The sequence below is a fragment of the Rhodococcus sp. NPDC058639 genome (assembly GCF_042717545.1).
In the GTDB taxonomy this organism is placed as follows: Bacteria; Actinomycetota; Actinomycetes; order Mycobacteriales; family Mycobacteriaceae; genus Rhodococcus.
Window position 1 is genome coordinate 123,847 of the sequence record NZ_JBHXRF010000009.1, and the last position, 25,206, is coordinate 149,052.

Annotated in this window: 26 protein-coding genes; 6 read left to right on the forward strand and 20 right to left on the reverse strand. The window is 67.0% G+C overall.

Translation table 11 applies throughout. The features are described from left to right. Positions 1 to 64: 64 nt before the first annotated feature. Positions 65 to 1,174 (reverse strand): 23S rRNA (adenine(2503)-C(2))-methyltransferase RlmN, encoded by a 1,110-nt coding sequence (gene rlmN, locus ACFWU2_RS18585; protein WP_072698613.1) that lies wholly within the window; start codon positions 1,172 to 1,174, stop codon positions 65 to 67. A gap of 75 nt (positions 1,175 to 1,249) precedes the next feature. Here rlmN and ACFWU2_RS18590 point away from each other — a divergent pair, with 75 nt between their 5' ends. Beyond that, complete coding sequence (locus ACFWU2_RS18590) at positions 1,250 to 1,447, forward strand: hypothetical protein (RefSeq protein ID WP_378609204.1); 198 nt, start codon at positions 1,250 to 1,252, stop codon at positions 1,445 to 1,447. A gap of 21 nt (positions 1,448 to 1,468) precedes the next feature. Here the strand turns inward: ACFWU2_RS18590 and ACFWU2_RS18595 are convergent, their stop codons facing one another. The 6 genes from ACFWU2_RS18595 to rpsB all read right to left on the reverse strand — a co-directional run bounded on the left by ACFWU2_RS18595 (position 1,469) and on the right by rpsB (position 6,498). After that, positions 1,469 to 2,167 (reverse strand): class I SAM-dependent methyltransferase, encoded by a 699-nt coding sequence (locus ACFWU2_RS18595; protein ID WP_378609207.1) that lies wholly within the window; start codon positions 2,165 to 2,167, stop codon positions 1,469 to 1,471. Between the two features lie 32 nt (positions 2,168 to 2,199). Then, on the reverse strand, positions 2,200 to 3,132 hold the full coding sequence (locus ACFWU2_RS18600; RefSeq protein WP_378609210.1) for a phosphatidate cytidylyltransferase: 933 nt from the start codon (positions 3,130 to 3,132) through the stop codon (positions 2,200 to 2,202). Positions 3,133 to 3,134: 2 nt separating this feature from the next. Next, on the reverse strand, positions 3,135 to 3,692 hold the full coding sequence (gene frr / locus ACFWU2_RS18605; protein ID WP_072698615.1) for a ribosome recycling factor: 558 nt from the start codon (positions 3,690 to 3,692) through the stop codon (positions 3,135 to 3,137). Between the two features lie 28 nt (positions 3,693 to 3,720). Beyond that, positions 3,721 to 4,455, reverse strand: a complete 735-nt coding sequence (gene pyrH / locus ACFWU2_RS18610; protein ID WP_072698616.1) for a UMP kinase — start codon at positions 4,453 to 4,455, stop codon at positions 3,721 to 3,723. Between the two features lie 210 nt (positions 4,456 to 4,665). Next, complete coding sequence (tsf, locus tag ACFWU2_RS18615; protein ID WP_378609214.1) at positions 4,666 to 5,490, reverse strand: translation elongation factor Ts; 825 nt, start codon at positions 5,488 to 5,490, stop codon at positions 4,666 to 4,668. Between the two features lie 132 nt (positions 5,491 to 5,622). After that, a complete protein-coding gene (rpsB, locus tag ACFWU2_RS18620) occupies positions 5,623 to 6,498 on the reverse strand; it encodes a 30S ribosomal protein S2 (RefSeq protein ID WP_378609217.1) in 876 nt (291 codons plus the stop codon). Between the two features lie 303 nt (positions 6,499 to 6,801). Here rpsB and ACFWU2_RS18625 point away from each other — a divergent pair, with 303 nt between their 5' ends. After that, positions 6,802 to 7,335, forward strand: coding sequence for a M23 family metallopeptidase (locus ACFWU2_RS18625; RefSeq protein ID WP_378609220.1), 534 nt, complete (start codon positions 6,802 to 6,804; stop codon positions 7,333 to 7,335). A gap of 976 nt (positions 7,336 to 8,311) precedes the next feature. Here ACFWU2_RS18625 and ACFWU2_RS18630 read toward each other — a convergent pair. Continuing rightward, positions 8,312 to 8,953: a MerR family transcriptional regulator gene (locus ACFWU2_RS18630; protein ID WP_378609222.1), complete on the reverse strand. Its 642-nt coding sequence runs from the start codon at positions 8,951 to 8,953 to the stop codon at positions 8,312 to 8,314. A gap of 108 nt (positions 8,954 to 9,061) precedes the next feature. Between ACFWU2_RS18630 and ACFWU2_RS18635 the strand changes: the two genes are divergently transcribed. After that, on the forward strand, positions 9,062 to 9,544 hold the full coding sequence (locus ACFWU2_RS18635; RefSeq protein ID WP_378609225.1) for a DUF4188 domain-containing protein: 483 nt from the start codon (positions 9,062 to 9,064) through the stop codon (positions 9,542 to 9,544). A 354-nt stretch (positions 9,545 to 9,898) separates the two neighbouring features. On the opposite strand, the gene ACFWU2_RS18640 is transcribed toward ACFWU2_RS18635, so the two are convergent. Together ACFWU2_RS18640 and ACFWU2_RS18645 are read right to left on the reverse strand one after the other, a co-directional pair. Then, positions 9,899 to 11,320 (reverse strand): MinD/ParA family protein, encoded by a 1,422-nt coding sequence (locus ACFWU2_RS18640; protein WP_378609227.1) that lies wholly within the window; start codon positions 11,318 to 11,320, stop codon positions 9,899 to 9,901. A 129-nt stretch (positions 11,321 to 11,449) separates the two neighbouring features. After that, complete coding sequence (locus tag ACFWU2_RS18645) at positions 11,450 to 12,364, reverse strand: tyrosine recombinase XerC (protein ID WP_378609514.1); 915 nt, start codon at positions 12,362 to 12,364, stop codon at positions 11,450 to 11,452. 108 nt (positions 12,365 to 12,472) lie between these two features. On the opposite strand from ACFWU2_RS18645, the gene ACFWU2_RS18650 reads away from it, so the two are divergent. Beyond that, complete coding sequence (locus ACFWU2_RS18650) at positions 12,473 to 13,660, forward strand: multidrug effflux MFS transporter (RefSeq protein ID WP_378609517.1); 1,188 nt, start codon at positions 12,473 to 12,475, stop codon at positions 13,658 to 13,660. Positions 13,661 to 13,740: 80 nt separating this feature from the next. Here the strand turns inward: ACFWU2_RS18650 and ACFWU2_RS18655 are convergent, their stop codons facing one another. Continuing rightward, positions 13,741 to 14,523 (reverse strand): siderophore-interacting protein, encoded by a 783-nt coding sequence (locus ACFWU2_RS18655; RefSeq protein ID WP_378609229.1) that lies wholly within the window; start codon positions 14,521 to 14,523, stop codon positions 13,741 to 13,743. 98 nt (positions 14,524 to 14,621) lie between these two features. On the opposite strand from ACFWU2_RS18655, the gene ACFWU2_RS18660 reads away from it, so the two are divergent. Then, complete coding sequence (locus tag ACFWU2_RS18660; RefSeq protein ID WP_378609231.1) at positions 14,622 to 14,906, forward strand: DUF6953 family protein; 285 nt, start codon at positions 14,622 to 14,624, stop codon at positions 14,904 to 14,906. 216 nt (positions 14,907 to 15,122) lie between these two features. Then, positions 15,123 to 16,457 (forward strand): ClC family H(+)/Cl(-) exchange transporter, encoded by a 1,335-nt coding sequence (locus ACFWU2_RS18665; RefSeq protein WP_378609234.1) that lies wholly within the window; start codon positions 15,123 to 15,125, stop codon positions 16,455 to 16,457. Positions 16,458 to 16,476: 19 nt separating this feature from the next. On the opposite strand, the gene dprA is transcribed toward ACFWU2_RS18665, so the two are convergent. From dprA to ACFWU2_RS18710, 9 genes are all read right to left on the reverse strand, one after another. Further along, positions 16,477 to 17,604: a DNA-processing protein DprA gene (gene dprA, locus ACFWU2_RS18670; protein WP_378609237.1), complete on the reverse strand. Its 1,128-nt coding sequence runs from the start codon at positions 17,602 to 17,604 to the stop codon at positions 16,477 to 16,479. Further along, complete coding sequence (locus ACFWU2_RS18675) at positions 17,601 to 19,109, reverse strand: YifB family Mg chelatase-like AAA ATPase (RefSeq protein ID WP_378609239.1); 1,509 nt, start codon at positions 19,107 to 19,109, stop codon at positions 17,601 to 17,603. The genes dprA and ACFWU2_RS18675 overlap by 4 nt, the downstream gene beginning before the upstream one ends. Beyond that, the gene (locus ACFWU2_RS18680; RefSeq protein ID WP_169620542.1) at positions 19,109 to 19,465 is read right to left on the reverse strand and encodes a YraN family protein; all 357 of its coding nucleotides are present in this window, start codon (positions 19,463 to 19,465) and stop codon (positions 19,109 to 19,111) included. The genes ACFWU2_RS18675 and ACFWU2_RS18680 overlap by 1 nt, the downstream gene beginning before the upstream one ends. 123 nt (positions 19,466 to 19,588) lie before the next feature. Further along, positions 19,589 to 19,903 carry a DUF2469 domain-containing protein gene (locus ACFWU2_RS18685; RefSeq protein ID WP_072698634.1) on the reverse strand — a complete coding sequence of 105 codons (315 nt, stop codon included), beginning with the start codon at positions 19,901 to 19,903 and terminating at the stop codon, positions 19,589 to 19,591. A gap of 37 nt (positions 19,904 to 19,940) precedes the next feature. Next, entirely contained in the window at positions 19,941 to 20,639 is a 699-nt protein-coding gene (locus ACFWU2_RS18690; protein WP_378609520.1) for a ribonuclease HII, read from the reverse strand. Positions 20,640 to 20,644: 5 nt separating this feature from the next. Further along, positions 20,645 to 21,508, reverse strand: a complete 864-nt coding sequence (gene lepB / locus ACFWU2_RS18695; RefSeq protein ID WP_378609243.1) for a signal peptidase I — start codon at positions 21,506 to 21,508, stop codon at positions 20,645 to 20,647. 103 nt (positions 21,509 to 21,611) lie between these two features. Further along, a complete protein-coding gene (gene rplS / locus ACFWU2_RS18700) occupies positions 21,612 to 21,953 on the reverse strand; it encodes a 50S ribosomal protein L19 (protein ID WP_072698636.1) in 342 nt (113 codons plus the stop codon). Between the two features lie 96 nt (positions 21,954 to 22,049). Continuing rightward, positions 22,050 to 22,760: a hypothetical protein gene (locus ACFWU2_RS18705; RefSeq protein ID WP_378609246.1), complete on the reverse strand. Its 711-nt coding sequence runs from the start codon at positions 22,758 to 22,760 to the stop codon at positions 22,050 to 22,052. A 53-nt stretch (positions 22,761 to 22,813) separates the two neighbouring features. Beyond that, positions 22,814 to 25,195 carry a Tex family protein gene (locus tag ACFWU2_RS18710; protein ID WP_378609249.1) on the reverse strand — a complete coding sequence of 794 codons (2,382 nt, stop codon included), beginning with the start codon at positions 25,193 to 25,195 and terminating at the stop codon, positions 22,814 to 22,816. Between the last annotated feature and the right edge of the window lie 11 nt (positions 25,196 to 25,206).

Sequence of the window (25,206 nt, forward strand, 5' to 3'; positions counted from 1 at the left end):
GAGGAACAGCGCGGTGGACGTCGCACCGACAGCCACCGCGCCGTACTCGCGTGACGTTCCGGTATCAGCCTTCGGCAGCGAGCTGCCCGCACGCCGCGGCAATCTCCTGGCCGCGGGTGTCACGCACCGTGCACGAGACGCCCTGGGCCTGTACGCGCCGCACGAACTCGCGTTCGACGTGCTTGGGGCTTGCGTCCCACTCACTGCCCGGCGTCGGGTTGAGCGGAATCAGGTTGACGTGCACCAGCGCGCCGAGTGCCTTGTGCAGCTTCTTGCCCAGCAGGTCGGCACGCCACGGCTGATCGTTCACATCGCGAATCAGCGCGTACTCGATGGAAACCCGGCGACCGGTCTTGTCGGCGTAGTAACGCGCGGCGTCGAGCACCTCCTTCACCGACCAGCGGTTGTTCACCGGCACGAGGGTGTCGCGCAGCTCGTCGTCCGGGGTGTGCAGCGACACGGCAAGCGTCACGCTCAGCCCTTCGTCGGCCAGCTTGCGGATCGCGGGAGCCAATCCGACCGTCGAGACCGTGACCGAGCGCTGGGACAAACCGAGACCGTCGGGTGCCGGCGAGGTGATGCGACGGACCGCCGCGACGACCCGCTTGTAGTTCGCGAGCGGTTCGCCCATGCCCATGAACACGACGTTGGACAGTCGCCCCGGCCCGCCGGCCACGTCACCGTCGCGAAGCGCCGCCGCGGCCGCACGCACCTGGTCGACGATCTCCGCCGTCGTCAGGTTGCGGTCGAGACCGCCCTGGCCGGTCGCGCAGAAGGGGCACGCCATCCCGCATCCGGCCTGGCTCGAGATGCAGAGTGTCGCGCGGTCGGGGTAGCGCATCAGCACACTTTCGAGGAGTGTGCCGTCGTGGGCGCGCCACAGCGTCTTGCGGGTCTCGCCCTTGTCGCAGGCGATGTGCTTGACCGCGGTGAGCAGAGGCGGGAACAGTGCCGTGCCCACCGTGTCCCGCACCGTGGCGGGCAGGTCGGTCATCTTGGCCGGGTCCGCCTCGAGTCGCCCGTAGTACTGGCGAGCGAGTTGGTCGGCGCGAAACGCCGGCAGACCCAGCTCACGCACCGCCTCGCGTCGCTGCTCGGAATCGAGGTCGGCGAGGTGCCGCGGCGGCATGCCGCGCTTGGGTGCGTCGAATACCAGGGGCAGAGAAGAAGCCATAATGATCCATTCTCCCATGAACCGGAGCGGGCCGGACTCGTCGTTGCTGTGATGCTCGCCTACCGGCGGGGGACGATGGCTGTATGGCGGACGCCGTATGTCAACGCGGCGTCGAGTCCCAGCGCCGAGGACGTCGGATGGGCACGCCAGGTGATCGACGAACTGGACGAGGACGGCCACGGTGTGCACGACGGCAGCGACCTGCCCACACTGGCGAAAGCGAAGAAGATCACCGAACTGGCGAGGGCGTTCCACGTCGGCGTGTCGCGCTGAACGGGCACGACGCGGTCCGGCTCAGCGTATTTCGACGCCCGCCGGTTTGCGGCGGACGTGGAGGCGATAGCGAACGGTCAATGTCGTGCCGGGTGTTTCCCTGATCGCCCGGGACGCCACCTCGGGTCCGAATTCGATACCCAGCACGCGCTCGAGGGCTGCGCGGTCCGGAAAAACCCAATCCGTGTCGACGCGTCGCAGGTCGAATCCCTGGGCTCGGAAGAAGGCTTCGACGGCGGGAGGATCGTAGTGCGGGAGGTCGGCGCGCATCCACTCTCCGTACGGATGGGCGGTCGCGTCGAGATCGACGACGGCGAGCGCTCCCCCGGGCCGCAGCACGCGCATGGCCTCGAGGATGCCGGCCCCGCATCCGGGGCCGAAGAAGTAGGCGGTGCGGGCGTGGACGAGATCGGCGGAGCCGTCCGGCAACGGCAGGGCCGCGGCGGATCCTCGCAGAACCCGGACGGTCGACAGATTCTCGACGCGGCGCCGTGCTGCCGCCACGAGCGGCGGGTGGGGTTCCACACCGGTCACCGTGCGCGCCGCCCGGGCGAACATCGGCAGGTGGTAGCCGCTGCCGCATCCGACGTCGACGACATCACGGCCGGTCCAGTCGACCGACTCCCGCAGCGCCGCATAGACGGCGCCGCGGGAGTCCTGGGCCCGGTTCTCCTCTTCGTAGACCGCAGGCCAGCGCCAGATGTTGGGGCTCGCTATCACGCCCCGGCCCCGGCCGCTGTTGCCGACAGCCACTAGATGAAGGCGGTAAGGATCAGCCAGGTGACGAATGCGGACGGCAGGATCGAATCCAGCCGGTCCATGATGCCGCCGTGGCCCGGCAGGAGTGTGCCCATGTCCTTGATGCCGAGTTCCCGCTTGACCTGGGATTCGATCAGGTCGCCGGCCGTGGCCGTGAAGACCAGGACCACGCCGAGGACGGCACCGACCCACCACGGGCCTTCGAGCAGGAAGGTGACGGTGAGGATTCCCACCGCCACACAGGCGACCAGCGAACCTCCGAATCCTTCCCAGGACTTCTTCGGGCTGATTGCCGGGGCCATCGTGTGCTTACCGAACAGCACGCCCGCCGCGTAGCCCCCGATATCGGACGCCACGCACACCAGCATCAGGCAGAAGACGCGGGCGGCACCCTGATCTTCGAGAACCATCAACGTCGCGAACGAGGCGAGCAACGGCAACCACGCCGCGGTGAACACCGCTACCGCGGTGTCCCGGAGATAGTTGTGTGGCTGCGCCGCCAAGCCGCGATCGAACAGTCGCCACAGCATGGTGACCACCACGGTGCCCGCGAAGGCACCGAGTACGCCGGTGGTGCCGTACGGCCACCCCAGCCAGATGATCGCCTGCCCACCGAGGAGGAGAGGCACGCGCGGAACCGACACGTCGGCTTCACGGAGGCGCTTGGTGACCTCCCACGTTGCTATGGCGATCGCCGCCGCGACCACCGCAAGCCAGGCAGTCGGGGCGAACAGCAGAATTACGATGACAAGTCCGCCGAGCCCGGACCCCACCGCGATCGCGGCAGGGAGGTCTCGACCGGCACGGGAGGCCGGCTTCGCGGGTGCGGTACCGGATGTCGAGTCCGAGACTGCGGGGGTGGCACCGGAGTCGCCTGCGGCACCGAGTGGAAGCTGCGGGGTTGAAGACCCGTCGGCTCTGCCCACCGTCAGACCTCCATCAACTCGGCTTCCTTGTGCTTGATCAGTTCGTCGATCTGCGCCACGTACTTGGCCGTGGTCTTGTCGAGTTCCTTCTCCGCGCGGTTGACTTCGTCCTCGCCGGCTTCGCCGTCCTTCTGGATGCGCCCGAGTTCTTCCATCGCCTTGCGCCGGACGTTGCGCACGGCAACCTTCGCGTCCTCGCCTTTCGACTTGGACTGCTTGACGAGTTCGCGGCGACGTTCCTCGGTGAGCTGCGGCACCGAGATACGGATGATGTGCCCGTCGTTGCTCGGGTTCACGCCGAGATCGGAGTTGCGGATCGCAGTTTCGATCGCGCCGAGCTGCGACTGCTCGTACGGCTTGACGATGACCATGCGTGCCTCGGGCACACTGATGCTGGCAATCTGCGTGACAGGCGTCGGCGAGCCGTAATAGTCCACCACGATGCGGTTGAACATGCCGGGATTCGCGCGTCCGGTGCGGATGCCCCCGAGCTCGTCCTTGGCCACCGTGACGGCCTTGTCCATCTTCTCCTCGGCTTCGAAGAGGGCTTCATCGATCACGGCAGTTCCTCCATGTTCCGTTGTCCGTTCATGACCGTACGAGCGTTCCGATCTTCTCACCGTTGACGGCCCGGGCGATATTGCCCTTGGTCAGCAGGTTGAAGACCATGATCGGCATGGAGTTGTCCATGCACAGGCTGAAAGCGGTCGCGTCCGCGACCTTGAGGTCCTTCTCGATGACCTCGCGATGGGTGATCTCCTCGAACATCACCGCATCGGGAACCACCCGCGGGTCGGCGGAATAGACGCCGTCGACGGCTTTCGCCATCAGCACGACATCCGCTCCGATCTCGAGCGCGCGCTGCGCGGCGGTGGTGTCGGTCGAGAAGTACGGCATGCCCATGCCCGCACCGAAGATGACGACGCGACCCTTCTCGAGGTGCCGGCGGGCGCGAAGCGGGAGATACGGCTCGGCGACCTGACCCATCGTGATGGCGGTCTGCACGCGGGTGTCGATGCCCTGCTTTTCCAGGAAGTCCTGCAGAGCAAGGGAATTCATGACCGTGCCGAGCATGCCCATGTAGTCGGAGCGAGCGCGTTCGAGCCCGCGCTGTTGCAGTTCCGCGCCGCGGAAGAAGTTTCCGCCGCCGATCACCACGGCAACTTCCACACCGCTGCGCACGACCTCGGCGATCTGCTCTGCCACTGTGGTCACGACGTCGGGATCCAGCCCCACCTTGCCGGTGCCGCCGCCGAACATCTCGCCGCCGAGCTTGAGGAGCACCCGGCGGAAACCGGGCCGTTCGTGGGCGTGTTCGGACATGACTCTCCTCTGGTTGCGCATGAATCGGCCCTTTCATCCTGCCTCATCGACCCGGTAGAACCGAGACCGGGCGCGAGACGACACGCCTTGTTGTGTCCGTTCGCGCAGCGGCGGACCGTCCGTGCGGCGGCCGTGCGCGTGCCGGTGGGCGTGCCCTGACACACCTCGACCCCGCCGGCAGAGAGCCGGCGGGGTCGAGAAGCGGACATTCTAGCTGGCGCCGACCTCGAACCGCACGAAGCGGACGACGGTGGCTCCGGCCTCGTCGAGGATCGCCTTGACGGTCTTCTTCGAGTCGGTGACGGAGGCCTGCTCGGTGAGCACGACATCCTTGAAGAACCCGTTGACGCGGCCTTCGACGATCTTCGGGAGCGCACCCTCGGGCTTGCCCTCGGCCTTCGCGGTCTCCTCGGCGATACGACGCTCGTTGGCGACGATGTCCTCGGGGACCTCGTCACGGGTGACGTACTTGGCCTTGAGCGCAGCGATCTGCATCGCGGCGGCACGCGCGGCCTCGGCGGCTGCGTCGCCCTCACCGGTGTACTCGACGAGCACGCCGACCGACGGCGGCAGGTCCGACGCACGCTTGTGCAGGTAAACAGCCGACTGGCCGTCGAATGCAGCGACGCGGCGCAGTTCGAGCTTCTCACCGATCTTGGCGGACATCTCCTGCACGAGCGCGTCGACCGTCTTGCCGTCGACCTCGACGGCCTTGAGGGCGTCGACGTCGGCGGGACGCGCCTGCGCAGCCGCAGTGACGATCGTGTCGGCGAGAGCCTTGAACTCGTCGTTCTTGGCGACGAAGTCGGTCTCGGAGTTCAGCTCGACCAGCACGCCGTCCTTGGCCACGACGAGGCCCTCGGCGGTGGAGCGCTCGGCGCGCTTGCCCACGTCCTTGGCACCCTTGATGCGCAGCTGCTCGACGGCCTTGTCGAAGTCGCCGTCGTTGTCGGCGAGAGCATTCTTGCAGTCGAGCATTCCGGAGCCGGTGAGCTCACGGAGACGCTTGACGTCGGCGGCGGTGTAGTTCGCCATGGAAGCGAGCCTCCTGTGTCTGTGATGGAAAGTCTCGGAGTGCGGGCGGCGCAGCACATGTCCGGGCCGCTCGCGAACAGACGGCCCCGACCATGGATCTTGCGATCTACCGGTCGGGGCCGTCCATCGGGATCAGGCCTCGGGCGTTGCGTCCGCGGCAGGTGCCTCGGCGGCGGGAGCTTCCGCGGCGGGAGCCTCTGCAGCAGGGGCCTCGGCCTCGGCCTCGGCGGCCGGGGTGGCCTGCGAGAGCAGTTCCTGCTCCCACTCGGCGAGCGGCTCGGCGCCGGCCTCGGGCTTGGCGTCGGCGTCCGTGCTCTTGCCGGCGCGGGCCTGGAGGCCCTCGGCGACGGCGGAAGCGACAACCTTGGTCAGAAGCGCAGCCGAACGGATCGCGTCGTCGTTACCCGGGATCGGGTAGTCGACGAGGTCGGGATCGCAGTTCGTGTCCAGGATCGCGATGACCGGGATGTTGAGCTTGCGAGCCTCACCGACGGCGATGTGCTCCTTGTTGGTGTCGACGATCCACACGGCCGACGGAACCTTGGCCATATCGCGGATACCACCGAGGGTGCGATCCAGCTTGTTCATCTCACGCGTGAGCATGAGGATTTCCTTCTTGGTGCGACCCTCGAAGCCACCGGTCTGCTCCATGGCCTCCAGCTCCTTCAGGCGCTGCAGGCGCTTGTGGACGGTGGAGAAGTTGGTGAGCATGCCGCCGAGCCAGCGCTGGTTCACGTACGGCATTCCGACGCGAGTGGCCTCTTCGGCGATGGATTCCTGCGCCTGCTTCTTGGTGCCGACGAACAGGATCGTGCCACCGTGGGCGACGGTCTCCTTGACGAATTCGTACGCCTTGTCGATGTACGTCAGCGTCTGCTGCAAGTCGATGATGTAGATGCCGTTGCGGTCGGTGAAGATGAACCGCTTCATCTTCGGGTTCCAGCGTCGAGTCTGGTGACCGAAGTGGGCGCCGCTGTCGAGCAGCTGCCTCATGGTTACGACAGCCATGGCTGTTGTCTCTCTTTCGTGTCGGTTGATGCGGGCGATCTTTCGATCCCCGCCCTGGCGTCCACATGCCCGTCGAACCCTTGCGGGACCGAACGACGGCCATCGGGTGTACACCGTACGAACGGGTGACACCGTGCGCGGACGCGCGAAGTCGATCTGCGAACACAGACCGCCCGACAAGTGTACGTGCCCAGGTGCCGGATCACTAAACTCGCATGTCGTCCCTGTGGAGCAGTCCCGCTTTGTCCACAGGCCCCGGACCGGGTCTGTCGCGATGGCGGCGTCGGGCGGCACTCTTCCTGCATGAGAATCGCGACCGCCCGCCGGATCGTGTCCCGGAGCGCCTGCCTCGCGGTGCTGGTGTTCACCGCGGGGACCCTCCCGGCACACGGCGGCCCCCTCCAGACCGACCGGTCGCACGCCGGCCAGTCGTTCGGCTGGCCCCTCGATCCCCGACCCGCCGTCACTCGCGCCTTCGACCCGCCCGACCGGAATTGGCTGCCCGGTCACCGCGGCGTCGACCTGGCCGCGTCTCCCGGACAGGACGTCCAGTCGGCTGGTGACGGTGTGGTGGTGTTCGCAGGCACTGTCGCGGGGAAGCCTGTCGTGTCCGTCGACCATCCCGGTGGGCTGCGCACGACGTACGAACCCGTGGTCGCCGCGGTGGTGTCCGGGCGGCGCATCGGGCGCGGCGATCCGATCGGCACCGTCGAGAGCGGTCACGAGGGGTGCCCGGTCGCGGCGTGCCTGCATTGGGGACTGCGCCGGGACCGGGACGATTATCTCGATCCCCTCCCCCTCGTGGAGCGTCCGGTTATCCGCCTCCATCCGGTGTGACCGGTATAGAGGACGAGCAGTAGCCGGGAGCACCGCTGCCGATTCACCGATCATCGCCCGGGTAGATGCCGCAGACTCGGCCTATGCCTTCCGCGTCGACGGAACCATCCCCGATGCTGGCGCCCCTCGGCGTGTTGCCGGGGACGGCTGGGCCTTCGAGATGAAATGGGACGGAGTCGCTCGACGCCAAAGGAACTCCTGTTGCCGGCCTGAACCAGCAGCATGTCGACGCCTACCTCGACACGAGCCCCGCCAATCTCAACGCGTTGTTCACCTTCATCTCATGGATGGGCGCGCGCGGCCTCGTCGCCGGTATCGATATCGTCCGTCCCAAAAACTCTCTCCCACAAGAATTTCAGGGTGAGTAAGACCACGCCGAACAGCTGCGGCGATGCCTCACCGATGACTCTCTGCCGCTCGAGATTCGAGTAGTCGGCGCTCTGATCAGGCTCTATGCACTACCTGTAGTTCGCATCGTCGAACTCACCACCGACCGATTCCGTCGTGAGGATTCCGCGGCGTACCTGACGGTTGACGAGAATGCTGTCATAGTCCCGCCTTCGCCGGCTGTACTCATCGATGAACGAACTCCGAAAATCGACGGACAATGTTCGAAGCAGCAATACTCGGCACCCCGTCTACCTGTTTCCGGGGAGGACGCCGAGTCGACCCCGAAGTACCCAACTTCTGTGGCATCAGTTGAAACAAAACGGGTTGCCTACCCGCGCTGCCCGGAACACGGCCATGATCGCCAACGTCACCCATCTCGACGCCGTCGTGGTCAGCGATCTCTTCGGTGTTGCCCCTGAGACGGCACATAAATGGGCTCGGTATGCGAGCACCAGTTGGGCCACGTACCTAGCGGCGCAGGACAAGTCCAGGTAAGCAATCGAATTCGGCTATCAGCAGGGAGTCGATCGAAACACCTGGTTGCGCTTTCACAGACTTAGCCGACAAATGGGAGCGGGGTGAAAGGTCATGGCGAACGGCGCGGCGCGTTGTGGATTCGGGAACTAGCAGCTTCGAGGGCGAGTCGGCGAACCTCAACGATGGCTCGTTCGAGTATTACGGTTCCGATGAGCATCGTCTCGACGGCGGATGTCCGATCCTGCATGGCTCGGGCGTACTCCACTTCGATATGCGCAGTGCGCTCGATCATATCGGCGACACTGTCGAAGTCGGTGAGGGTTGTCGGGAAATCGAACCGGCGCAGCGTAGCGACAAGTTCGGCCAGCCGATGCGGCGCGGGAGCGTCCGGATCGATGTCCCAGCTCCTGGACGAAAGCCATTCCTGCACTTCGTCGTAGGCCGTCTGGATGTCGGTGGGCCGGGTCTCGGTGGGCACCTCGTCGAGGCCATGCATTACCGCCCCGAATGCGTCGTGCATGGGCGTCGATTCATCGTCAACCGCTGCGAGTGTGGCACGCACATGTGAAATCGAGAGGCCGCCGATATCGATCAGGGAGCGGATCAGCCGCAGTCGCCGAATGTGCTGTTCGCTGTACACGGCCTGGTTGGTGGCCGTCTGCACACCGCCTGTCAGCAGGCCCTCACGCAGGTAGTACTTGATGGAGGAAACCGACACCCCGCTGCGCTGACTGAGTTCAGAAACCTTCACTCGTCGTTCCTTGACTTCACAAGTAGATAGTAGCACTATCCACTATGGATAGGAGCACTATCCATACCGTGAATCGATCACGGGACCGACAACGAAGGGGGCGCTCCGATGGCCCGAAGTCGAGTCCAGACCGGCCGCTACACCGCAGAGATCGATGACGACTTCGTCGTCTTCCTCATCGGCATCCGCATCAACAAACTCTGGAAGATCCACAAGTGGATCGGCCCATTCTTCTCGATGCCTCGAATGCTGCGCGAGCTGCGCCGGCACCCAGACAAAGGCCTGTTAGGGGCTCGAATAGCGCTGGGCGGACGCACTTTCACCGTGGTGCAGTACTGGCGCAGCTTCGACCAACTCGAAGCGTTCGCAAAGAATCCGAACGATCCACACCTGCCGGCATGGAAAGCCTTCAACAAGAAGGTCGGCGCCAGCGGCGACGTCGGGGTCTACCACGAGACCTACCGCGTCGGCGCCGGTCAGCACGAGTCGATCTACTCGAATATGCCCGTCATGGGACTGGCCGCAGCCGGCAGGTCTGTCGTAGTGGGTAAGCGCAGCGAAACAGCGAGAGCCCGTATCGCGAGGCAATGAACCGAGCAGCGGGTTTGGGAGATCTCCGCACGTTGCGACTTGGCGAATCTCGGGCTGACTTTCGCTAGGTTCACCGCAGACGTCCGACGACGATCGCGAATCTCTACAGCCACGATGATCTGCGGTGTTTCTCGTAGGAGCAGGTGGCAGGGGTGATGCCCCGATAACGGCAAAGATTGAACGAATAGCGCAAGGTTCGAGTACCTACCGCCCACCGGTTTACGCAGGCGGGAGCCTTCGCCATCCGAGCTGGCAAGGACTACGGACCGACAAGTCACCGGCCGAGGTCGAGCTACCGGGCAAGCACTGAGGACGCGCCGCCACCCCTCGGCCGGCCCGGAAACGCCCGGATCGTCAGCCGCGGCCGGCATGCCGGCCGGACAACGGTGGAAAGTCGTCCGCCACGATCGCGGCGAGCTCGACGAAGGCGCGCCGGGTCGCAGGCCGTAACCGCTCGAGGTCGATCTCGGCTCCCTCCGCCAGATGTTCGTCGAACGGGACAACATGCAGTGCGCGGCACCGCGCCAGGAAATGCCGAGTCAGCGCATCCATGTCGATGGTCGACGTGCCCGGACGCGGCGCGCTGATCACCACGACCGTGCGGTCGACCAGATCGTGGTACCCGTGGGCCTGCAACCAGTCGAGGGTCGCGGCAGCGCTCCGCGCGCCGTCGAGCGCGGGCGACCCCACCAGCACGAGGGCATTCGCCAGATCGAGCACCCCTCGCATCGCGGAATGCATGATGCCGGTACCGCAGTCGGTGAGGATGATGTTGTAGAAGACCTGGAGGATGTCGACGACAGCGCGGTAGTCGTCCTCGCTGAACGCCTCCGACACCGCCGGGTCGCGTTCGCTCGCCAGCACCTCGAGCCGGCTCGGCGCCTGGGAGGTGTGCGCCCGGACATCGGAATAGCGCCGGATCGTGGGCGCTGCCGCGAGCAGGTCCCGGACGGTGGCGTCGATCTGCTGCGGGATGCGCTGCGCGAGCGTGCCGAAATCCGGATTCGCGTCGACAGCCACGACACAGTCGCCGCGCAACGAGGCGAATGTGGAGCCGAGTCCGATCGTCGTGGTCGTCTTGCCCACCCCGCCTTTGAGGGACAGCACCGCGATGCGGTAATCCCCCGAGATCGGTTGCCGGATCCGTTCCACGAGATGCTCGTGGCGAGCGCTCCCCGCGGGGTCGCCGGTCTCGAGGAGTCCCTTCGCGAACCGATGTACACCGCGGCGCCACCCGGCCGACGAAGAACGACGGGATCGTCGGACCAGCACGTCCGACGCGAGATCGACAGTGGACGGTTGGTGCTCGAACGCGTGCGGGAGGAACGCCGACGGATCGTGTTCACCGGCCTGGGGCGGCACCCACGGTTCCTCGGCCTCGATCACCGGATCGGGGTCGTCCTCGTCGGCCGCGTCCACCGGGGATGGATCGGAATCCGTGACGGCGGGCTCGGTCTCCTCGGCGCGCGTCTCCTCGGAGCGGGTGTCCTCGGAGCGTGGCGCTCCGGGCGCCCGGCCCGGCTTCTCTCCTGCGTCATCCGCCGAACCGGCCGGGGGCAGGAGTGGTGTTCCGAACGGGACCGACGCGACGGGGTGCTCGGCCGACTGCACAACGGTGGCAGCTGTCTCGAGCGTCTCACTCTTCGTTTCGGAGCCTGTCCCCTCCTGCCGGACCACCCGGCGGAAAGCCTTCCGTGCCGGTGGTGGCTCACTTGCGGCAGGTGGCTGGTCCCGCAGCCACGCGGGCAGAGCATGGCCCGGTTCGTCGCGTCTCATCTGATCCCCCCGAATTCGATGGTGCGGCGCGCACGCTATCAATCCGGGCGGGACTGTGCACGTCCGCACCGCTCGAACCCGTGCGCAGAGGACACTTCGCGCGGGCGACGAGGGCCGACGTTCCAGTCGTCAGGCCCGCGGGTGTGCTTGTTCGTGCACGGCACGCAGCCGCGCGACGGAGACGTGCGTGTAGAGCTGTGTGGTTGCGAGGCTCGAATGCCCGAGCACCTCCTGGACCACTCTCAGATCGGCGCCGCCCTCGAGGAGATGGGTCGCGGCACTGTGCCGGAGTCCGTGCGGTGCAAGATCGGGGGCTCCGGGTATCGCCGACACCGCGTCGTGCACGACCGTGCGGACCTGGCGCTGGTCGATGCGTCCGCCGCGCTTGCCGAGGAGCAGCGCATCGCCGGACGACGGCCGCACCAGATGCGGGCGGCCGTGACGGAGCCAGGCATCGAGCGCGTCGGCTGCCGGAACGCCGTAGGGCACCACCCGCTCCTTGTCACCCTTCCCGAGCACACGCAGTACGCGCCGGTCGTCGTCGACGTCGCCGAGGTCCATCCCGCACAGTTCGCCGACCCGAATGCCCGTCGCGTACAGGATCTCGAGGATGACCCGGTCGCGGAGTGCCATCGGATCGAGTTCCTGCGCACCCGATTTTGCGGCCTCCATGACCTCGATCGCCTGCTCGTCGTGCAGCACGGTGGGCAGGGTGCGATGTGCCCGCGCCGACGCGAGGCGCACTGCCGGATCATGGTCGAGCCGCCCGGTCCGAACCAGCCAGGCCGTGAACGCCCGCGCCGTCGACGTGCGTCTCGCGATCGTGGTCCGTGCCGCGCCGGCCTTGACCTGCCCCGCGAGCCACGATCGCAGCGTCTCGAGGTCGAGGTCCGTGATACGAGCGTTCGGGTTCGTTACAGCCAGGTGGGCGAGCAGGGAACGGACATCGGCGGAGTAGGCGCGGACGGTGTGGGCGGAGCGGTTGTTCTCGAGGGCGAGATGGTCGGCGAAATCGTCGAGGTGCACGGCGAGCGTGGGCGGCAGTTCTCTCGGACCGTCGGTTCGCATGCGTCTACCGTGCGCGGAGTCACCGCAGGGCGCAACGAGCCACGCCGTTACAGTTCGTTAGTGAGTAAAACAATCCCGTTGTCGATGCTCTGCGCGCTCGCGCTGCTGTCGGCGATCGCACCGCTTTCCACGGATATGTATCTTCCCGGCCTGCCCATCATGTCGGAGAGCCTCGGCACGACCACGGTCGGTGTGCAGCTCACCCTGACGACGTTCATGGCCGGTCTCGGTCTGGGACAACTCCTGATCGGTCCGCTCTCCGACGGCTGGGGACGACGCCGACTGCTGATCATCGGCACGCTCGTCCTGGTGGCGAGCAGCGCACTGTGCGCGCTGGCGCCGACGGTGGAGGTGCTGATCGCCGCGCGTCTGGTCCAGGGATTCAGCGGCGGAATCGGAATCGTCCTGGCGCGTGCGGTCATCGCCGACCGCGCGAGGGGCGACCAGGCTGCCAAGCTTTTCAGCATCATGATGATCATCGGCGGTATCGCGCCGGTGGCCGCGCCCCTGCTCGGCGGCGCGCTGCTCGGTCCGATCGGGTGGCGTGGCATCTTCTGGGTTCTCACGGCGCTGGCAGTCGCGATGACCGTCGCGGTGTTGTTCTTCGTCCCGGAAACCTTGCCGCCGGAGAAGCGGCATGGCGGTGGGTTCTCTGCCATGGCCGGCAACTTCGGGTACGTGCTGTCGCAGCGGCGGTTCGTCGGCTACGCCGCGACCTTCGCTCTCAGTTTCGGGGCGATGTTCTCCTATATCTCGGCGTCGCCGTTCGTGACGCAGGAGATCCTCGGACTCAGCCCGGGGCAGTTCTCGCTCGTCTTCGCCGTGAACTCGGTGGGTCTCGTCGGTGGCAACATCGTCAACAGCCGGCTGATCGGACGTTTCCCGACCCGGTCGCTGCTGCGCGCCGGCGTCACCACCCTTTTCTGCGGTGGAACACTCCTGCTGCTGTCGATCCTGGTCGTCGGGTACGCACCGTGGCTGATCCTCCCGCTGATGTTCGTGTGCGTCAGCAGCCTCAGCTTCATCCTGGGCAACGCCACCGCACTCGCCCAGTCGCAGGTCCCCAAGGCAGCCGGCACCGGTTCGGCGGTGATCGGCGCGTCCCAGTTCGGGCTCGCGGCACTGGTGTCGCCCCTCGTCGGACTCGGCGGCGAGGACACCGCGGTACCGATGGCGATCTCGATCCTCGTGTGCGGGGCCCTCGCGCTGACCGCGTTCACCGTGCTGACCAGGGAATCCCGCGTCGAGTCCGCCCGCGAGCCCGCGCACTGACGCGGGCGCACCCCGTCGTGACCGCGAGTGCGGCCCGGCTCCCTCACCGGGGATCCGGGCCGCACTCGTCGTGGATGCCGCTAGGACGCTTCGGTGGTCGCCAATTCCTGCTTCCAGGTGCGGAAGCCTTCTTCGGTACGACCACGACGCCAGTACCCGGAGATGGAGGCGCGCGCAGGACTCACGCCCCGGTCCTTTCGCAGGTACGGACGAAGATGCTTCATCACCGTCTCCGCCTCACCGTGCACGAACACGTGTACGTCCCCGGCCGGCCACGGAAGCGACTCGACCGCTGCGACGAGCGGAGCGTCACCGTCGATCCGGTCCTGCGGTGCGTCGCCCGCGGCCATCCCACGATGCACCCAGTGCACCTCGACACCCGCCGGAGCAGACAAGGGCAATTCGTCGGATGCGCCCGCCACCTCGACAAATACCGCGCCCCGAGCGTCGTCGGGCAGCGACTCGAGCGCAGCAGCGATCGCCGGGAGCGCCGTCTCGTCGCCCGCGAGCAGGTGAAAATCCGCAGCGGGATCGGGCCGGTATCCACCGCCCGGTCCGCGCACCACCACGTTGGTCCCGGGCTGCACGCTGCGCGCCCACGGTCCGGCGACACCCTCGTCGCCGTGCACGACGAAGTCGATCCAGATCTCGCGGGCAGCCTCGTCGACCCTGCGCACCGTGTAGGTGCGGACCGCTGTGTCCTCCCCCGCGGGAAGCTCGATCTTGACGTAGCTGTCGGTGTCGGCTCGCGCAGCGAAGTCGCCGAAGCCGTCCCCGCCGAGGACCACCCGGACGAAGTGTTCGGCGATCGTCTCCGTGCGCAGCACGGTGAGGGTCGTCGATGACGGAGATTTCCGGGCCACTGCGCCTCCTGGTAAGGGTTACCTATTTCGGCGCAACCGTACTCCGCGACGGGTCCAGCGGGGACGTCACCCCTCGGGACGCTCTAGGCTCGATACCCATGAGCACCACCGCGACCGAGATCGCCACCTGGATGACCGACATCATCACCACGGAACACAAGGTCACCCAGACCGACATGGTCGACGCGATCGAGGCCAAGTTCGGCCCCGAGTGGACCTACGTCAACGACAACGGTCACGTGTCGATCGATCGGGCAGTTCTCCGGGAGTTCCGCAAGGCCCACCGCGGTGGCGTGAAGTGGGACCGGGAGGATCGCGCCTGGTACGTGGACGACGCCGCCTCCGGTACCGAGGATGCCGGCACGGAGACGACCGAAGACTGAACGACGCCGCCCCGGCGAAGCACACCCGCCTGGGCTGATTCCGAGATACGTCGACTCCGGGACCGGCCGAAACGTCCGAACGACGACGCACGACAGACTCCGGTCGCCATACTGCCGAGTGTGGATCCTTCTCGATCGCCTGCGTTCGATCCCTTCACGGCCGCGCCGCTACGGTGCGGCCGGCGGTCGTAGCCACCCACCGGCCCTGGAGAGCGCATGGCGGAATCACGCGACGAAACGGACGAGCCGCCCGCAGTCGCGCGCGAACTCGCGATCGTCTGCCTGGTCGCTGCTGTTGCCGGCGCGCTCATCGGCTTCGTCGGAGGAGCGTTCCGCTGGTGTCTGCTGAGGGCTGACGCAGCACGGATCGATCTTCTGGGCTGGGCGCACGAGTTGCCCGGACCGGGATGGTTGATCCCGATGGCGGTGACCGCCGTCTGTGCCGCGATCGCGGCGGTGATAGTCCGCTGGGTGCCGTTTGCCTCCGGTAGCGGTATTCAGCATGTCGAGGCCGTCTCTCGCGGCGAGGTCGACCCACCGCAGTTCCGGATATTGCCTGCGACGTTGGTGGGTGGCGTCCTCAGCATCGGGTCGGGTCTCGTGCTCGGACGTGAAGGCCCCATCGTGCACATGGGCGCAGTCGCGGGGGCCGAGACTGCTCGCCGCGCGGGGATGGACGTCGATCACCAGCGACTCCTGCAGACGTCGGTATCCGGCGCGGGACTGGCGGTCGCGTTCAATGCGCCCATCGGTGGCGCGCTGTTCGTCTTCGAGGAAGTCATGCACTCGTTCCGGCTCCGGACTGTGGTGCCGGTTCTGGTGTCTGTCGCCGTCGGGGTCGCGTGCTCCCGTCTGATCGTCGGAGATTCGCCTGACTTCTCGGTCGGCCCGGTCGATCCCCCCTCGATCACCCTGCTCCCGGTGTTCGTCGTCTTCGGTCTCCTCACCGGAGTTCTCGGCGCTGCCTACAACCGTGCGGTGATGGGTTCACTCGCCGTCGTGGACGCTCTCCGCTCGGTCCCTTCGGTGGTGAAGGCCGCTGCGATCGGTGGCGCCATCGGCTTGCTCTCCGCGGCCTCACTTCCTGCTACCGGTGGTGGCGACTCCCTGGTGCAGCACGTGCTGTCGGGTGGTGCACTCGCGCTGCCGCTCGTCGCGTTGTACGTCGCACTGCGCTTCGCCACAGGGCCCGTCTCGTATGCCGCGGGCACTCCGGGAGGTCTGTTCGCTCCACTACTCGCGCTCGGTGCCCTGTGGGGCGTGCTCTACGCCGGGATCTGCCACGCAGTGATTCCCGGAATCGATTCCTCTGTTGCGGTGCCGATGGCAATCGTGGGAATGGCCTCGATGTTCAGTGCGACGGTGCGCGCACCCGTCACCGGCGCGGTCCTCGTCATGGAGATGACCGCGACGACCAGCGTCACCGTCCCGATGCTCGCAGCCGTCGCCGGGGCATTCGCCATCGCGCAGTTGATGGGATCCTCGCCGATCTACGACAGCCTGCGAGAACGCATGCTCGCGCAACTGCACCACCACCCGCGCGGAGGCTGACACCCGGACCTCGGGAGTTTCACGCCCGCCGCCACCCACCGTCCGTCAGGACAACGAGTCCGTCCAGTTCGAGAAGCGTCAACGCCGCCCGCACCTGCTCGACCGGAACCCCCGCCGACTCCGCCAAGACCGACGGCGTACAGGTACCCGAGGCCGGAAATGCCTCGTACACAATCGAACTCTCCCTCGACAGATCATCGAGATCTCGGTGGAACAATGCATCACGGCCGTCGTCGCGGGCAAGCAACGGACCGCATTCCTCCACGACCTCGTGCGCACTGCCCACCAGACGCGCCTCACCCTCCCGGATCATCCGGTGGCACCCCTGCGACGATGCGGAGGTCACCGGTCCCGGCACCGCCATCACGGGCTTACCGAGCCGTCGAGCCCACGTCGCCGTGTTGCGGGCACCGCTGCGCCATCCTGCTTCGACCACGACCGTGCCGGCAGAGAGCGCCGCGATCAGCCGATTACGCGCCAGGAATCGGTAGCGGGCAGGCGTGGTTCCCGGTGGATACTCGCTCACGACGAGGCCCGTTTCCGAGATCGAGCGCAGCAGCGCGGAGTGCGCTGCGGGATAAGCGCGGTCGACTCCACACGCGAGGACCGCGAGCGTCGTTCCCCCGACCCCCAGCGCCGCTCGGTGCGCTGCAGCATCGACTCCGAACGCCGCACCGGACACCACTGTCCACCCGTCGACAGCGAGATCCCCGGCGATCTGCGCGGTCACGTGTTCGCCGTACCCGCTCGCCGCGCGGGTACCCACGATGCCCACGGACCGGTCGGTCAGTTCGTCGATTCTCCGCTGCCCCCACACCCACAGCGCGAGAGGCGGCGCATCGGTGTCGGCGGTGGTGGTCAGCGACTCGAATCCGAGTAGGTGCCACGCCTGCCACTCCTCGTCGTCAGGTGTGACCAGGCGCCCTCCCGATCGAGCGAGCCTGTCGAGATCCTCCGCCGCCGTGTCGAGATGGACCCGCGCGGCAAGCCGGGACGACAGCCGTCCTCCGGTGGCGCCCTGTCGAACGGCCTCGGCCATCTCGACCACGCCGTGTTCCGCGATCGCCGCGGACAACGATCGGGACGCGCCCTGCGCCACCGTGGACAGATATGCCCAGGCGAGGCGTCTCTCATCCGCGGCGGTCACACCAGCCCCCTGTCGCGGAACTGCAACGCTGTGGCAACGTGGACCTCCGACGGCGAGGTCGCGCCCGCGAGATCGGCGAGCGACCACGCGACGCGCAAAGCCCTGTCGGCTCCTCTGGCGGTGATCGCACCCTTCCGCAGCGCTCGTTCGACGGGCCGCAGCGCCGTCGGAGCGAGCCGGAACTTCTGCCGCAGAGCAGGTCCGGGAACCTCCGCATTGGTGGACCACCCGTAGTCCGCCCACCGCTCCCGAGCGGCATCACGTGCGTTCGCGACCCGGGCGCGCACCTCGTCGGTACTCTCACCCGTCTCGTCCATCAACGCGCTCGTCGCGACGGATTCCATGCGGATGCGTAGGTCCACGCGGTCGAGCAACGGACCCGAAAGCCTCCCGAGATACCGGCGTCGCGCCGTGGGAGCACAGACGCAGTCGGCGTCGCGTGCGGGTGCGCACGGGCACGGATTTGCCGCCAGGATCAACTGGAACCGCGCCGGGTACCGTGCCACGCCGTCCCGCCGCGCAATCCGGACTTCACCGTCCTCGAGGGGCGTTCGCAGCGCTTCGAGTGTTTTCGTGCCCATCTCGGCGACTTCGTCGAGGAAGAGGATTCCGCGGTGCGCTCGGCTTACCGCACCCGGCTTCGCCATCCCCGTCCCACCCCCGATCAGCGAACTCACCGAGGCGGTGTGGTGCGGGGCGATGAAGGGAGGTTCCGTCACCAGAGGACGGTCGGCGGTGAGGGTACCTGCCACCGAGTGAATCGCGGTCACTTCGAGGGCGTGCTTTTCGGTGAGCACGGGAAGGATGCCCGGAAGCCGCTGCGCGAGCATCGTTTTCCCGATGCCCGGTGGACCGGTGAGCATGATGTGGTGCGCTCCCGCCGCGGCCACTTCGAGAGCCCGGCGTGCCTCGTACTGCCCGACGACTTCGCTCAGGTCCCCGCGCACCACACGTGGAGGGGCACGACGCTCGCCCGGACGCTCGAGGGCACCGTCACCCTGCAACCAGCGCACGAGGTCCGCGAGGGTATCGGCGCCGTAGATCTCGATCCCCTCCACCAGCGCGGCTTCGATCATCGTCGCGGTGGGCACCACCACCCTCCGCCACCCGTGGTTCATCGCGGTCACGACCGCCGGCAGCACTCCCCGGATCGGCCGCAGCCTGCCGTCGAGTGCGAGTTCACCGAGAAGGATGGTCTTCTCGAGCAGATCGAGGGGGACGACGTCGGCGGCGTTGAGCACCGCACACGCAAGACCCACGTCGTAGACGCTGCCCACTTTCGGCAGAGTCGCGGGCGACAACGCCAGCACGACTTTCGAATCCGGCCATGCGGCACCCGAATTGGACACCGCGGCTCGCACCCGATCGCGCGACTCCTGGAGTGCGGTGTCGGGCAGACCCACCATGGTCACGCCGGGTAGTCCCCGGCCGATATCCGCTTCTATCTCGACGACCTGCCCGTCGACACCCGAGACCGCCACCGACCAGGCTCTCCCCAGCGCCATCACAGCACCTGCCGCAAGTGGGTGATGACGGGCGCGTAGCCGCGCTGGAGCAGCACTGTCACGACATCCACCCGGATATGCGTCCACCGCCTGCTCTGCGCGGCGAGCCACATGCCCGCGAGACGCCGGATCCGTTCGGTTTTACCTCGGGTGACGGCTTCGGCGGGTGTCCCGTACCCGAGACCCGACCGGGTCTTGACCTCCACGAATACGAGGACCGCACCGTCCTGCGCGATCAGATCGAGTTCCCCGTACCGCGTGCGCCAATTACGTTCGAGCACCACCATTCCGGCGGACTCGAGGAATTCTGCGGCGAGGTCTTCGCCGCGTATCCCCAGATCCCGATTACGTCCCATGCCCGCTCCTCCCCTGCGTGCACCTACTGTGCAGCGGGGAGGTCGCGGGGCAACGGAAACAGAGGCGCCTCGGCGTGATCTGTGGATGAGGACGGGCCTTGTGGACAGACCGCCTCGGGCCGGCTATCCCAGCTTGTCGGGCAGCCTCAACTCAGGCTTGTCGAGTTCTTCGATGTTGACGTCCTTGAAGGTGATCACCCGGACGTGCTTGACGAACCGCGCGGGGCGGTACATGTCCCAGACCCAGGCGTCGGACATGCGTACCTCGAAGTACACCTCACCGCTCGCATTGTGCGGGAGCAACTCGACCGCGTTGGCGAGATAGAACCGTCGCTCGGTCTCCACGACGTACGCGAACTGACCGACGATGTCCCGATACTCCCGGTACAGCGAGAGCTCCATCTCGGTTTCGTACTTTTCGAGATCCTCGGCACTCATCGCTTTCGGTGTCCTCCCAGTCCGGTGTGTCCTGTCATCATCCCGCATCTGCCTCGTCGATGAACAATCGCCGCCGGAACGGGGTGTCGCCGGACACCGCCGCGACGTTTGCCCACGACCGTCGATGCTCGTGGCACGGGCCGCGTTCTCGCAGCGCCGCGATGTGGGCGGGTGTGTTGTAGCCCTTGTGTACCGCGAAACCGTACCCCGGTATCTCGCGATCGAGGTCCACCATGATCCGATCTCGCGTGACCTTGGCGAGAATACTGGCCGCCGCGATACACGCGGCCGCACCGTCTCCGCCGATGACCGGAAGCGATGGAACCGGCAGACCGGGCACCCGGAATCCGTCGGTGAGCACATAGCCGGGTGCAAGGGACAGGCCCGCGACGGCGCGTCGCATGCCTTCGATGTTGGCCACGTGAATACCGATCGCGTCGATCTCCGCGGCCGGCACCTCGACCACGTTCCACGCGAGGGCCCTGCGCGTGATGACCGCGTACAGCTCCTCGCGAGTCTTCTCGGTGAGCTTCTTCGAGTCGTCGAGCCGATCGAGCGACGGGTGCGGTTTCGGGCCGAGAATGCAGGCCGCGATGACCAGCGGGCCGGCGCATGGACCTCGCCCGGCCTCGTCGACGCCCGCCACGGGGCCGAGTCCGCACCGCACGAGGGCGGATTCCATCGTCCGCAGGCCTGCGGACCTGCGGATCACCGGCCGCGGGGGCCAATTGTCCAGAACGGTCACGAGGGAAGTATCTCCGGTGAATCGATCAGGCCCCACCGTCCGGGGGGCAGCACAATGAACTGGGCCTTGCCGATCACGTTGTCCAGGGGAACGGCGCCCTGGTATTCGTCGCCGACGTGATACCGAGAGTCTGCGGAGTTGCTGCGGTTGTCGCCCATGACCCATACCGCGTCCTCGGGGACGGTGATCGGTCCGAAGCAGCGGCCGGACGGTACTTCGGTGTCGCAGTCGACCACACCGGGCGTGAACGGGTAGTCCATCTGCACATAGGGCTCGTCGAGTGGTTTTCCGTCGACGAGGACGCGGCCCTGGTCGTCGCAGCACTCGACCGTCTGACCCCCGACTGCGATGACGCGCTTGACGAGATCGTTCTCGTCGGGCGGCACGACACCGATCAGTGAGCCGACCTCTTGGAGACCGCGGAGGACGACATTGTCGGAGCGGGTGGAGGTGTATCCCGCCGACCACGAGTCGGGTCCCTTGAACACGATGACGTCGCCCGGCCGGGGATCGGTGAAGCGGTAGCTGATCTTTTCGACGACGATCCGGTCGCCGGTGCACCCCGGGCATCCGTGGAGCGTGGGTTCCATCGACTCGGACGGGATGAGGTAGACGCGGGCGACGAAAGTCTGGAGCAGGAAGCTCAGTGCCAGCGCGACCACGATGAGGATCGGGAGTTCGCGCCAGAAGGACTTTTCCTTCTTCGTGTCCGTGTTGTCGTCCTTGCGGGAGAATCCACCGCCCGGATCGGTGTCGTCGCGCCGGTGGTGTGCACCGGAGGTTCGGTGGTTGCGGGCGACGGCGTCGTCGCTGTAACGGTGCGCACCCGGACCGGCCGGATCGTGCGGGGAATCTGCCACCACGACAGCCTAGCGTCTGTCCCCACGCTCTCCGAACGGCGACAACCCGGCACGGACGAATGTCCGTACCGGGTTGTCGAACGCTTGGTTCAGCGCGTGGAGATCAGCGCTTTTCCTTGATCTTCGCAGCCTTGCCGCGCAGGTCGCGCAGGTAGTACAGCTTGGCGCGGCGCACGTCACCGCGGGTGAGGACGTCGATCTTCGCAATGTTGGGGCTGTGTACCGGGAAGGTGCGCTCGACACCGACGCCGAACGACACCTTGCGCACGGTGAAGGTCTCGCGGACGCCGCCGCCCTGACGCCGGATCACGACGCCCTTGAAGACCTGCACGCGCTCCTTGGAGCCCTCGATAACCTTGACGTGCACGTCGAGCGTGTCGCCGGGACGGAAGTCCGGGATGTCGTCGCGCAGCGACTTTGCGTCCAGAAAGTCCAGGGTGTTCATCGGTTACATCCTCTTTTTTGCTCGAGCAGAGGAACCTGGCGGCGACCACCGTGAGGCGGGCTCGACCGGTTCATACCCAGGTCAGGTAGGCGTGCCCTAACGGGGCAACCCGTCAATTGTGCCAGACGACGCCGCCGGAGGCGAAATCGACGGCGGCGGCAGCGCAGGATGGACCTCCCGGTCGAGGACCTCCTCCTCGGCCACGACCTTCGAATTCTCCATGCTTCCGCGCACCGTCTCGAGTGTCGGAGCCCCCGCCACGTGGTTCTGCACGACGATCTTCGCGCGGATGATGGGGCGACGTACTTTCCGTTCCCGCGCGAGCGACCGAGTCATCTTGCGCGAGTCGGGCGCGTACCGCGTCCGTGCCCACGGTGCCGACGGACGCGACAACCGGAGCGCACCCACCCACAGCAGCGGAGCGAAGAACAACCCCACCGGCCCCGTCCAGATCTTCCCTTTGGACAGGACGACCATCGCCAGCAGCAGGTCGATCACCGCACCCACCACCAGCAGCCCGCGGCTGATCAGGTCGCCGGTGTCTTCGAAGTTGGCAGCGTCGCCGAGGTCAAGCGGCCGGAGTCCGACGAGCAACATGCCCGTGACGGCGACCGCAACGAACACCGCATCGACCGAGACGCGGCCTTCCTCATCCCAATAGACATCGTTGAGGTAGAAGATCAGCGCGAACTCGTCCAGGGTCAACGCGGCGCCGATCCCGAACAGTGTTGCGAACACGACACCGACTGCCCGGTTGCCGTCCTCGTAGAAGGCGATCAGGCCACCGCCGGCGATCACCATGGTCATCGCAGGTGCGGGGCCACGCCGCGGAACAACGTGACCCCGCACCGGGATACGAACTACTTTCCGAATCCGGCTCGTCGCAGCGCGTCGGCCATGGATCCCGTGGTGGGACTCTCGGATCGACGGCCCGCCGACTGCCCGTCGCGGTTCCGGCCGCCCTGTCCGTTGCCCCGGGGCTGGTTGTCGCCCTTGCCCTGGTTGTTGCCCCGGCCCTGGGCGCCGGCCGGTCCCCCGCGGCGTGCGCCGCCGCGGGACGGACGCCCGTCGGACGCATCGGGCGTGGTCGACGGCAGTTCGTCGTCGAGGCGGAGGGTCAGGGCGATGCGCTGTCTCGGCACATCGACCTCGAGGACCTTCACCTTGACCACTTCGCCGGATTTGACGACGTCGTGCGGATCCTTGACGAAGCTGCGCGACATCGCCGACACGTGCACCAGACCGTCCTGGTGCACTCCGACGTCGACGAACGCACCGAACGCGGCGACGTTGGTGACGACTCCTTCGAGCACCATCCCGGGCTTCAGGTCGCCCACCTTCTCGACGCCCACCGCGAAGGTGGCGGTCTTGAACTCCGGGCGGGGGTCGCGTCCGGGCTTTTCGAGTTCCCCGATGATATCGGTGACCGTCGGCAGCCCGAACTTGTCGTCGACGAAGTCGTCGGGACGCACTGCACGGAGCGTCGCGGTGTTGCCCAGCAGGTCGCGCACGGCTGTCCCACTGCGCTCGGCGATCCGTCGCACCACTGGGTAGGCCTCGGGGTGCACGGCGGACGCGTCGAGCGGGTCGTCACCGTTAGGGATGCGGAGGAATCCGGCGCACTGCTCGAACGCCTTGGGACCGAGCCGCGCGACGTCCTTGAGCGCCCTGCGGCTGGGGAAAGGACCGTTCTGGTCGCGGTGGGCCACGATGCTCTCGGCGAGCGACGACGTGACACCCGAGACGCGCGAGAGCAGCGGCACCGACGCCGTGTTGACATCGACCCCCACCGCGTTCACCGCATCTTCGACAACCGCTCCGAGGGACCGGGCGAGCATCGTCTCCGAGACGTCGTGCTGGTACTGCCCCACGCCAATGGACTTCGGATCGATCTTGACCAGTTCGGCGAGCGGATCCTGCAGCCGCCGGGCGATCGACACCGCACCGCGGATCGACACGTCGAGGTCGGGCAGTTCCTGTGAGGCGTACGCGGAGGCCGAGTACACCGAAGCCCCTGCCTCGGACACCACGATCTTCGTGAGGCCGGGCGTGCCGAGCTTCGCGATCAGTTCGGTGGCGAGCGCGTCGGTCTCCCGCGACGCCGTGCCGTTGCCGATCGCGATCAGTTCGACGCCGTGCTTCGCGACGAGTTGGGCGAGGGTCGCCAGCGACTGGTCCCGCTTGTTGTGGGGCTGGTGCGGGTAGATCGTGGCATGGTCGACGACCTTGCCGGTGGCGTCGACCACCGCGACCTTGGTGCCGGTGCGGAAGCCGGGGTCCAGGCCCATGGTGGGACGGGATCCGGCGGGGGCGGCGAGCAGAAGGTCCTTGAGGTTCGCAGCGAAGACGTCGACGGCGTCCTTCTCGGCGGACTGCTTGAGCCGCATCCGGAGGTCGACACCGAGCGAGACCTGCAGGCGGGTGCGCCACGCCCAGCGCACGGTGTCGAGCAACCAGCGGTCGGCTGCCCGGCCGCGGTCGGCGATTCCGAATCGTGCGGCGATGCGGCCCTCGAAGTACGACGGCTCCCCCGGCTCGGGTTCGTCGGCGTCGGGAACGAGCGTGAGAGAGAGCACCTCTTCCTTCTCGCCGCGCAGCATCGCGAGGATGCGGTGGGACGGGAGCTGGGTGAACGGCTCGGAGAATTCGAAGTAGTCCGCGAACTTCGCGCCGTCGGTCTCCTTGCCCGGGCGGACGGCCGCTTTCATGCAGCCGCGGCTCCACATCGCCTCGCGAAGTTCGCCGACGAGGTCGGGGTCCTCCGCGAAACGCTCGACGAGGATGGCACGTGCACCGTCGAGTTGCTCGGCGGAGAACCCGGTGGGATCGGTGGTCGGGTCCGAGTAGAGGGCATCGGCGACGGGTTCGTGGCCGGCTTCCCGGGCGATCTGCGCTTTCGTGCGCCGCTTGGGCTTGTAGGGCAGGTAGATGTCCTCGAGCCTGGCCTTGGTGTCCGCGAGGCGGATCTGGGCCCGCAGGTCGTCGTCGAGTTTGCCTTGTGCCTCGATCGATTCGAGGATCGCGGTGCGGCGCTCGTCGAGCTCACGCAGGTACCGCAGTCGCTCTTCGAGCGTGCGGAGCTGGGCATCGTCGAGTCCGCCGGTCGCTTCCTTGCGGTAGCGCGCGACGAACGGAACGGTCGCGCCGCCGTCGAGCAATCCCACCGCCGCAGCCACCTGGTGTTCGCGGACGTCGAGTTCGTCGGCGATTCGCCGGATCACGGTGTCGGGTTCGGTTGTCACGACGATCGACC

Excerpts from the sequence above, each read along its gene's own strand:
- ACFWU2_RS18665 (WP_378609234.1), top strand. The coding sequence starts at position 15,123 with ATGGCGGAATCACGCGACGAAACGGACGAGCCGCCCGCAGTCGCGCGC.
- ACFWU2_RS18625 (WP_378609220.1), top strand. The coding sequence starts at position 6,802 with ATGAGAATCGCGACCGCCCGCCGGATCGTGTCCCGGAGCGCCTGCCTC.
- ACFWU2_RS18680 (WP_169620542.1), bottom strand. The coding sequence starts at position 19,465 with ATGGGACGTAATCGGGATCTGGGGATACGCGGCGAAGACCTCGCCGCA.
- ACFWU2_RS18650 (WP_378609517.1), top strand. The coding sequence starts at position 12,473 with ATGCTCTGCGCGCTCGCGCTGCTGTCGGCGATCGCACCGCTTTCCACG.
- ACFWU2_RS18660 (WP_378609231.1), top strand. The coding sequence starts at position 14,622 with ATGAGCACCACCGCGACCGAGATCGCCACCTGGATGACCGACATCATC.
- ACFWU2_RS18705 (WP_378609246.1), bottom strand. The coding sequence starts at position 22,760 with ATGACCATGGTGATCGCCGGCGGTGGCCTGATCGCCTTCTACGAGGAC.
- ACFWU2_RS18675 (WP_378609239.1), bottom strand. The coding sequence starts at position 19,109 with ATGGCGCTGGGGAGAGCCTGGTCGGTGGCGGTCTCGGGTGTCGACGGG.
- rlmN (WP_072698613.1), bottom strand. The coding sequence starts at position 1,174 with ATGGCTTCTTCTCTGCCCCTGGTATTCGACGCACCCAAGCGCGGCATG.
- tsf (WP_378609214.1), bottom strand. The coding sequence starts at position 5,490 with ATGGCGAACTACACCGCCGCCGACGTCAAGCGTCTCCGTGAGCTCACC.
- ACFWU2_RS18685 (WP_072698634.1), bottom strand. The coding sequence starts at position 19,903 with ATGAGTGCCGAGGATCTCGAAAAGTACGAAACCGAGATGGAGCTCTCG.
- ACFWU2_RS18635 (WP_378609225.1), top strand. The coding sequence starts at position 9,062 with ATGGCCCGAAGTCGAGTCCAGACCGGCCGCTACACCGCAGAGATCGAT.
- rpsB (WP_378609217.1), bottom strand. The coding sequence starts at position 6,498 with ATGGCTGTCGTAACCATGAGGCAGCTGCTCGACAGCGGCGCCCACTTC.
- ACFWU2_RS18590 (WP_378609204.1), top strand. The coding sequence starts at position 1,250 with ATGGCTGTATGGCGGACGCCGTATGTCAACGCGGCGTCGAGTCCCAGC.
- ACFWU2_RS18640 (WP_378609227.1), bottom strand. The coding sequence starts at position 11,320 with ATGAGACGCGACGAACCGGGCCATGCTCTGCCCGCGTGGCTGCGGGAC.
- rplS (WP_072698636.1), bottom strand. The coding sequence starts at position 21,953 with ATGAACACCCTGGACTTTCTGGACGCAAAGTCGCTGCGCGACGACATC.
- pyrH (WP_072698616.1), bottom strand. The coding sequence starts at position 4,455 with ATGTCCGAACACGCCCACGAACGGCCCGGTTTCCGCCGGGTGCTCCTC.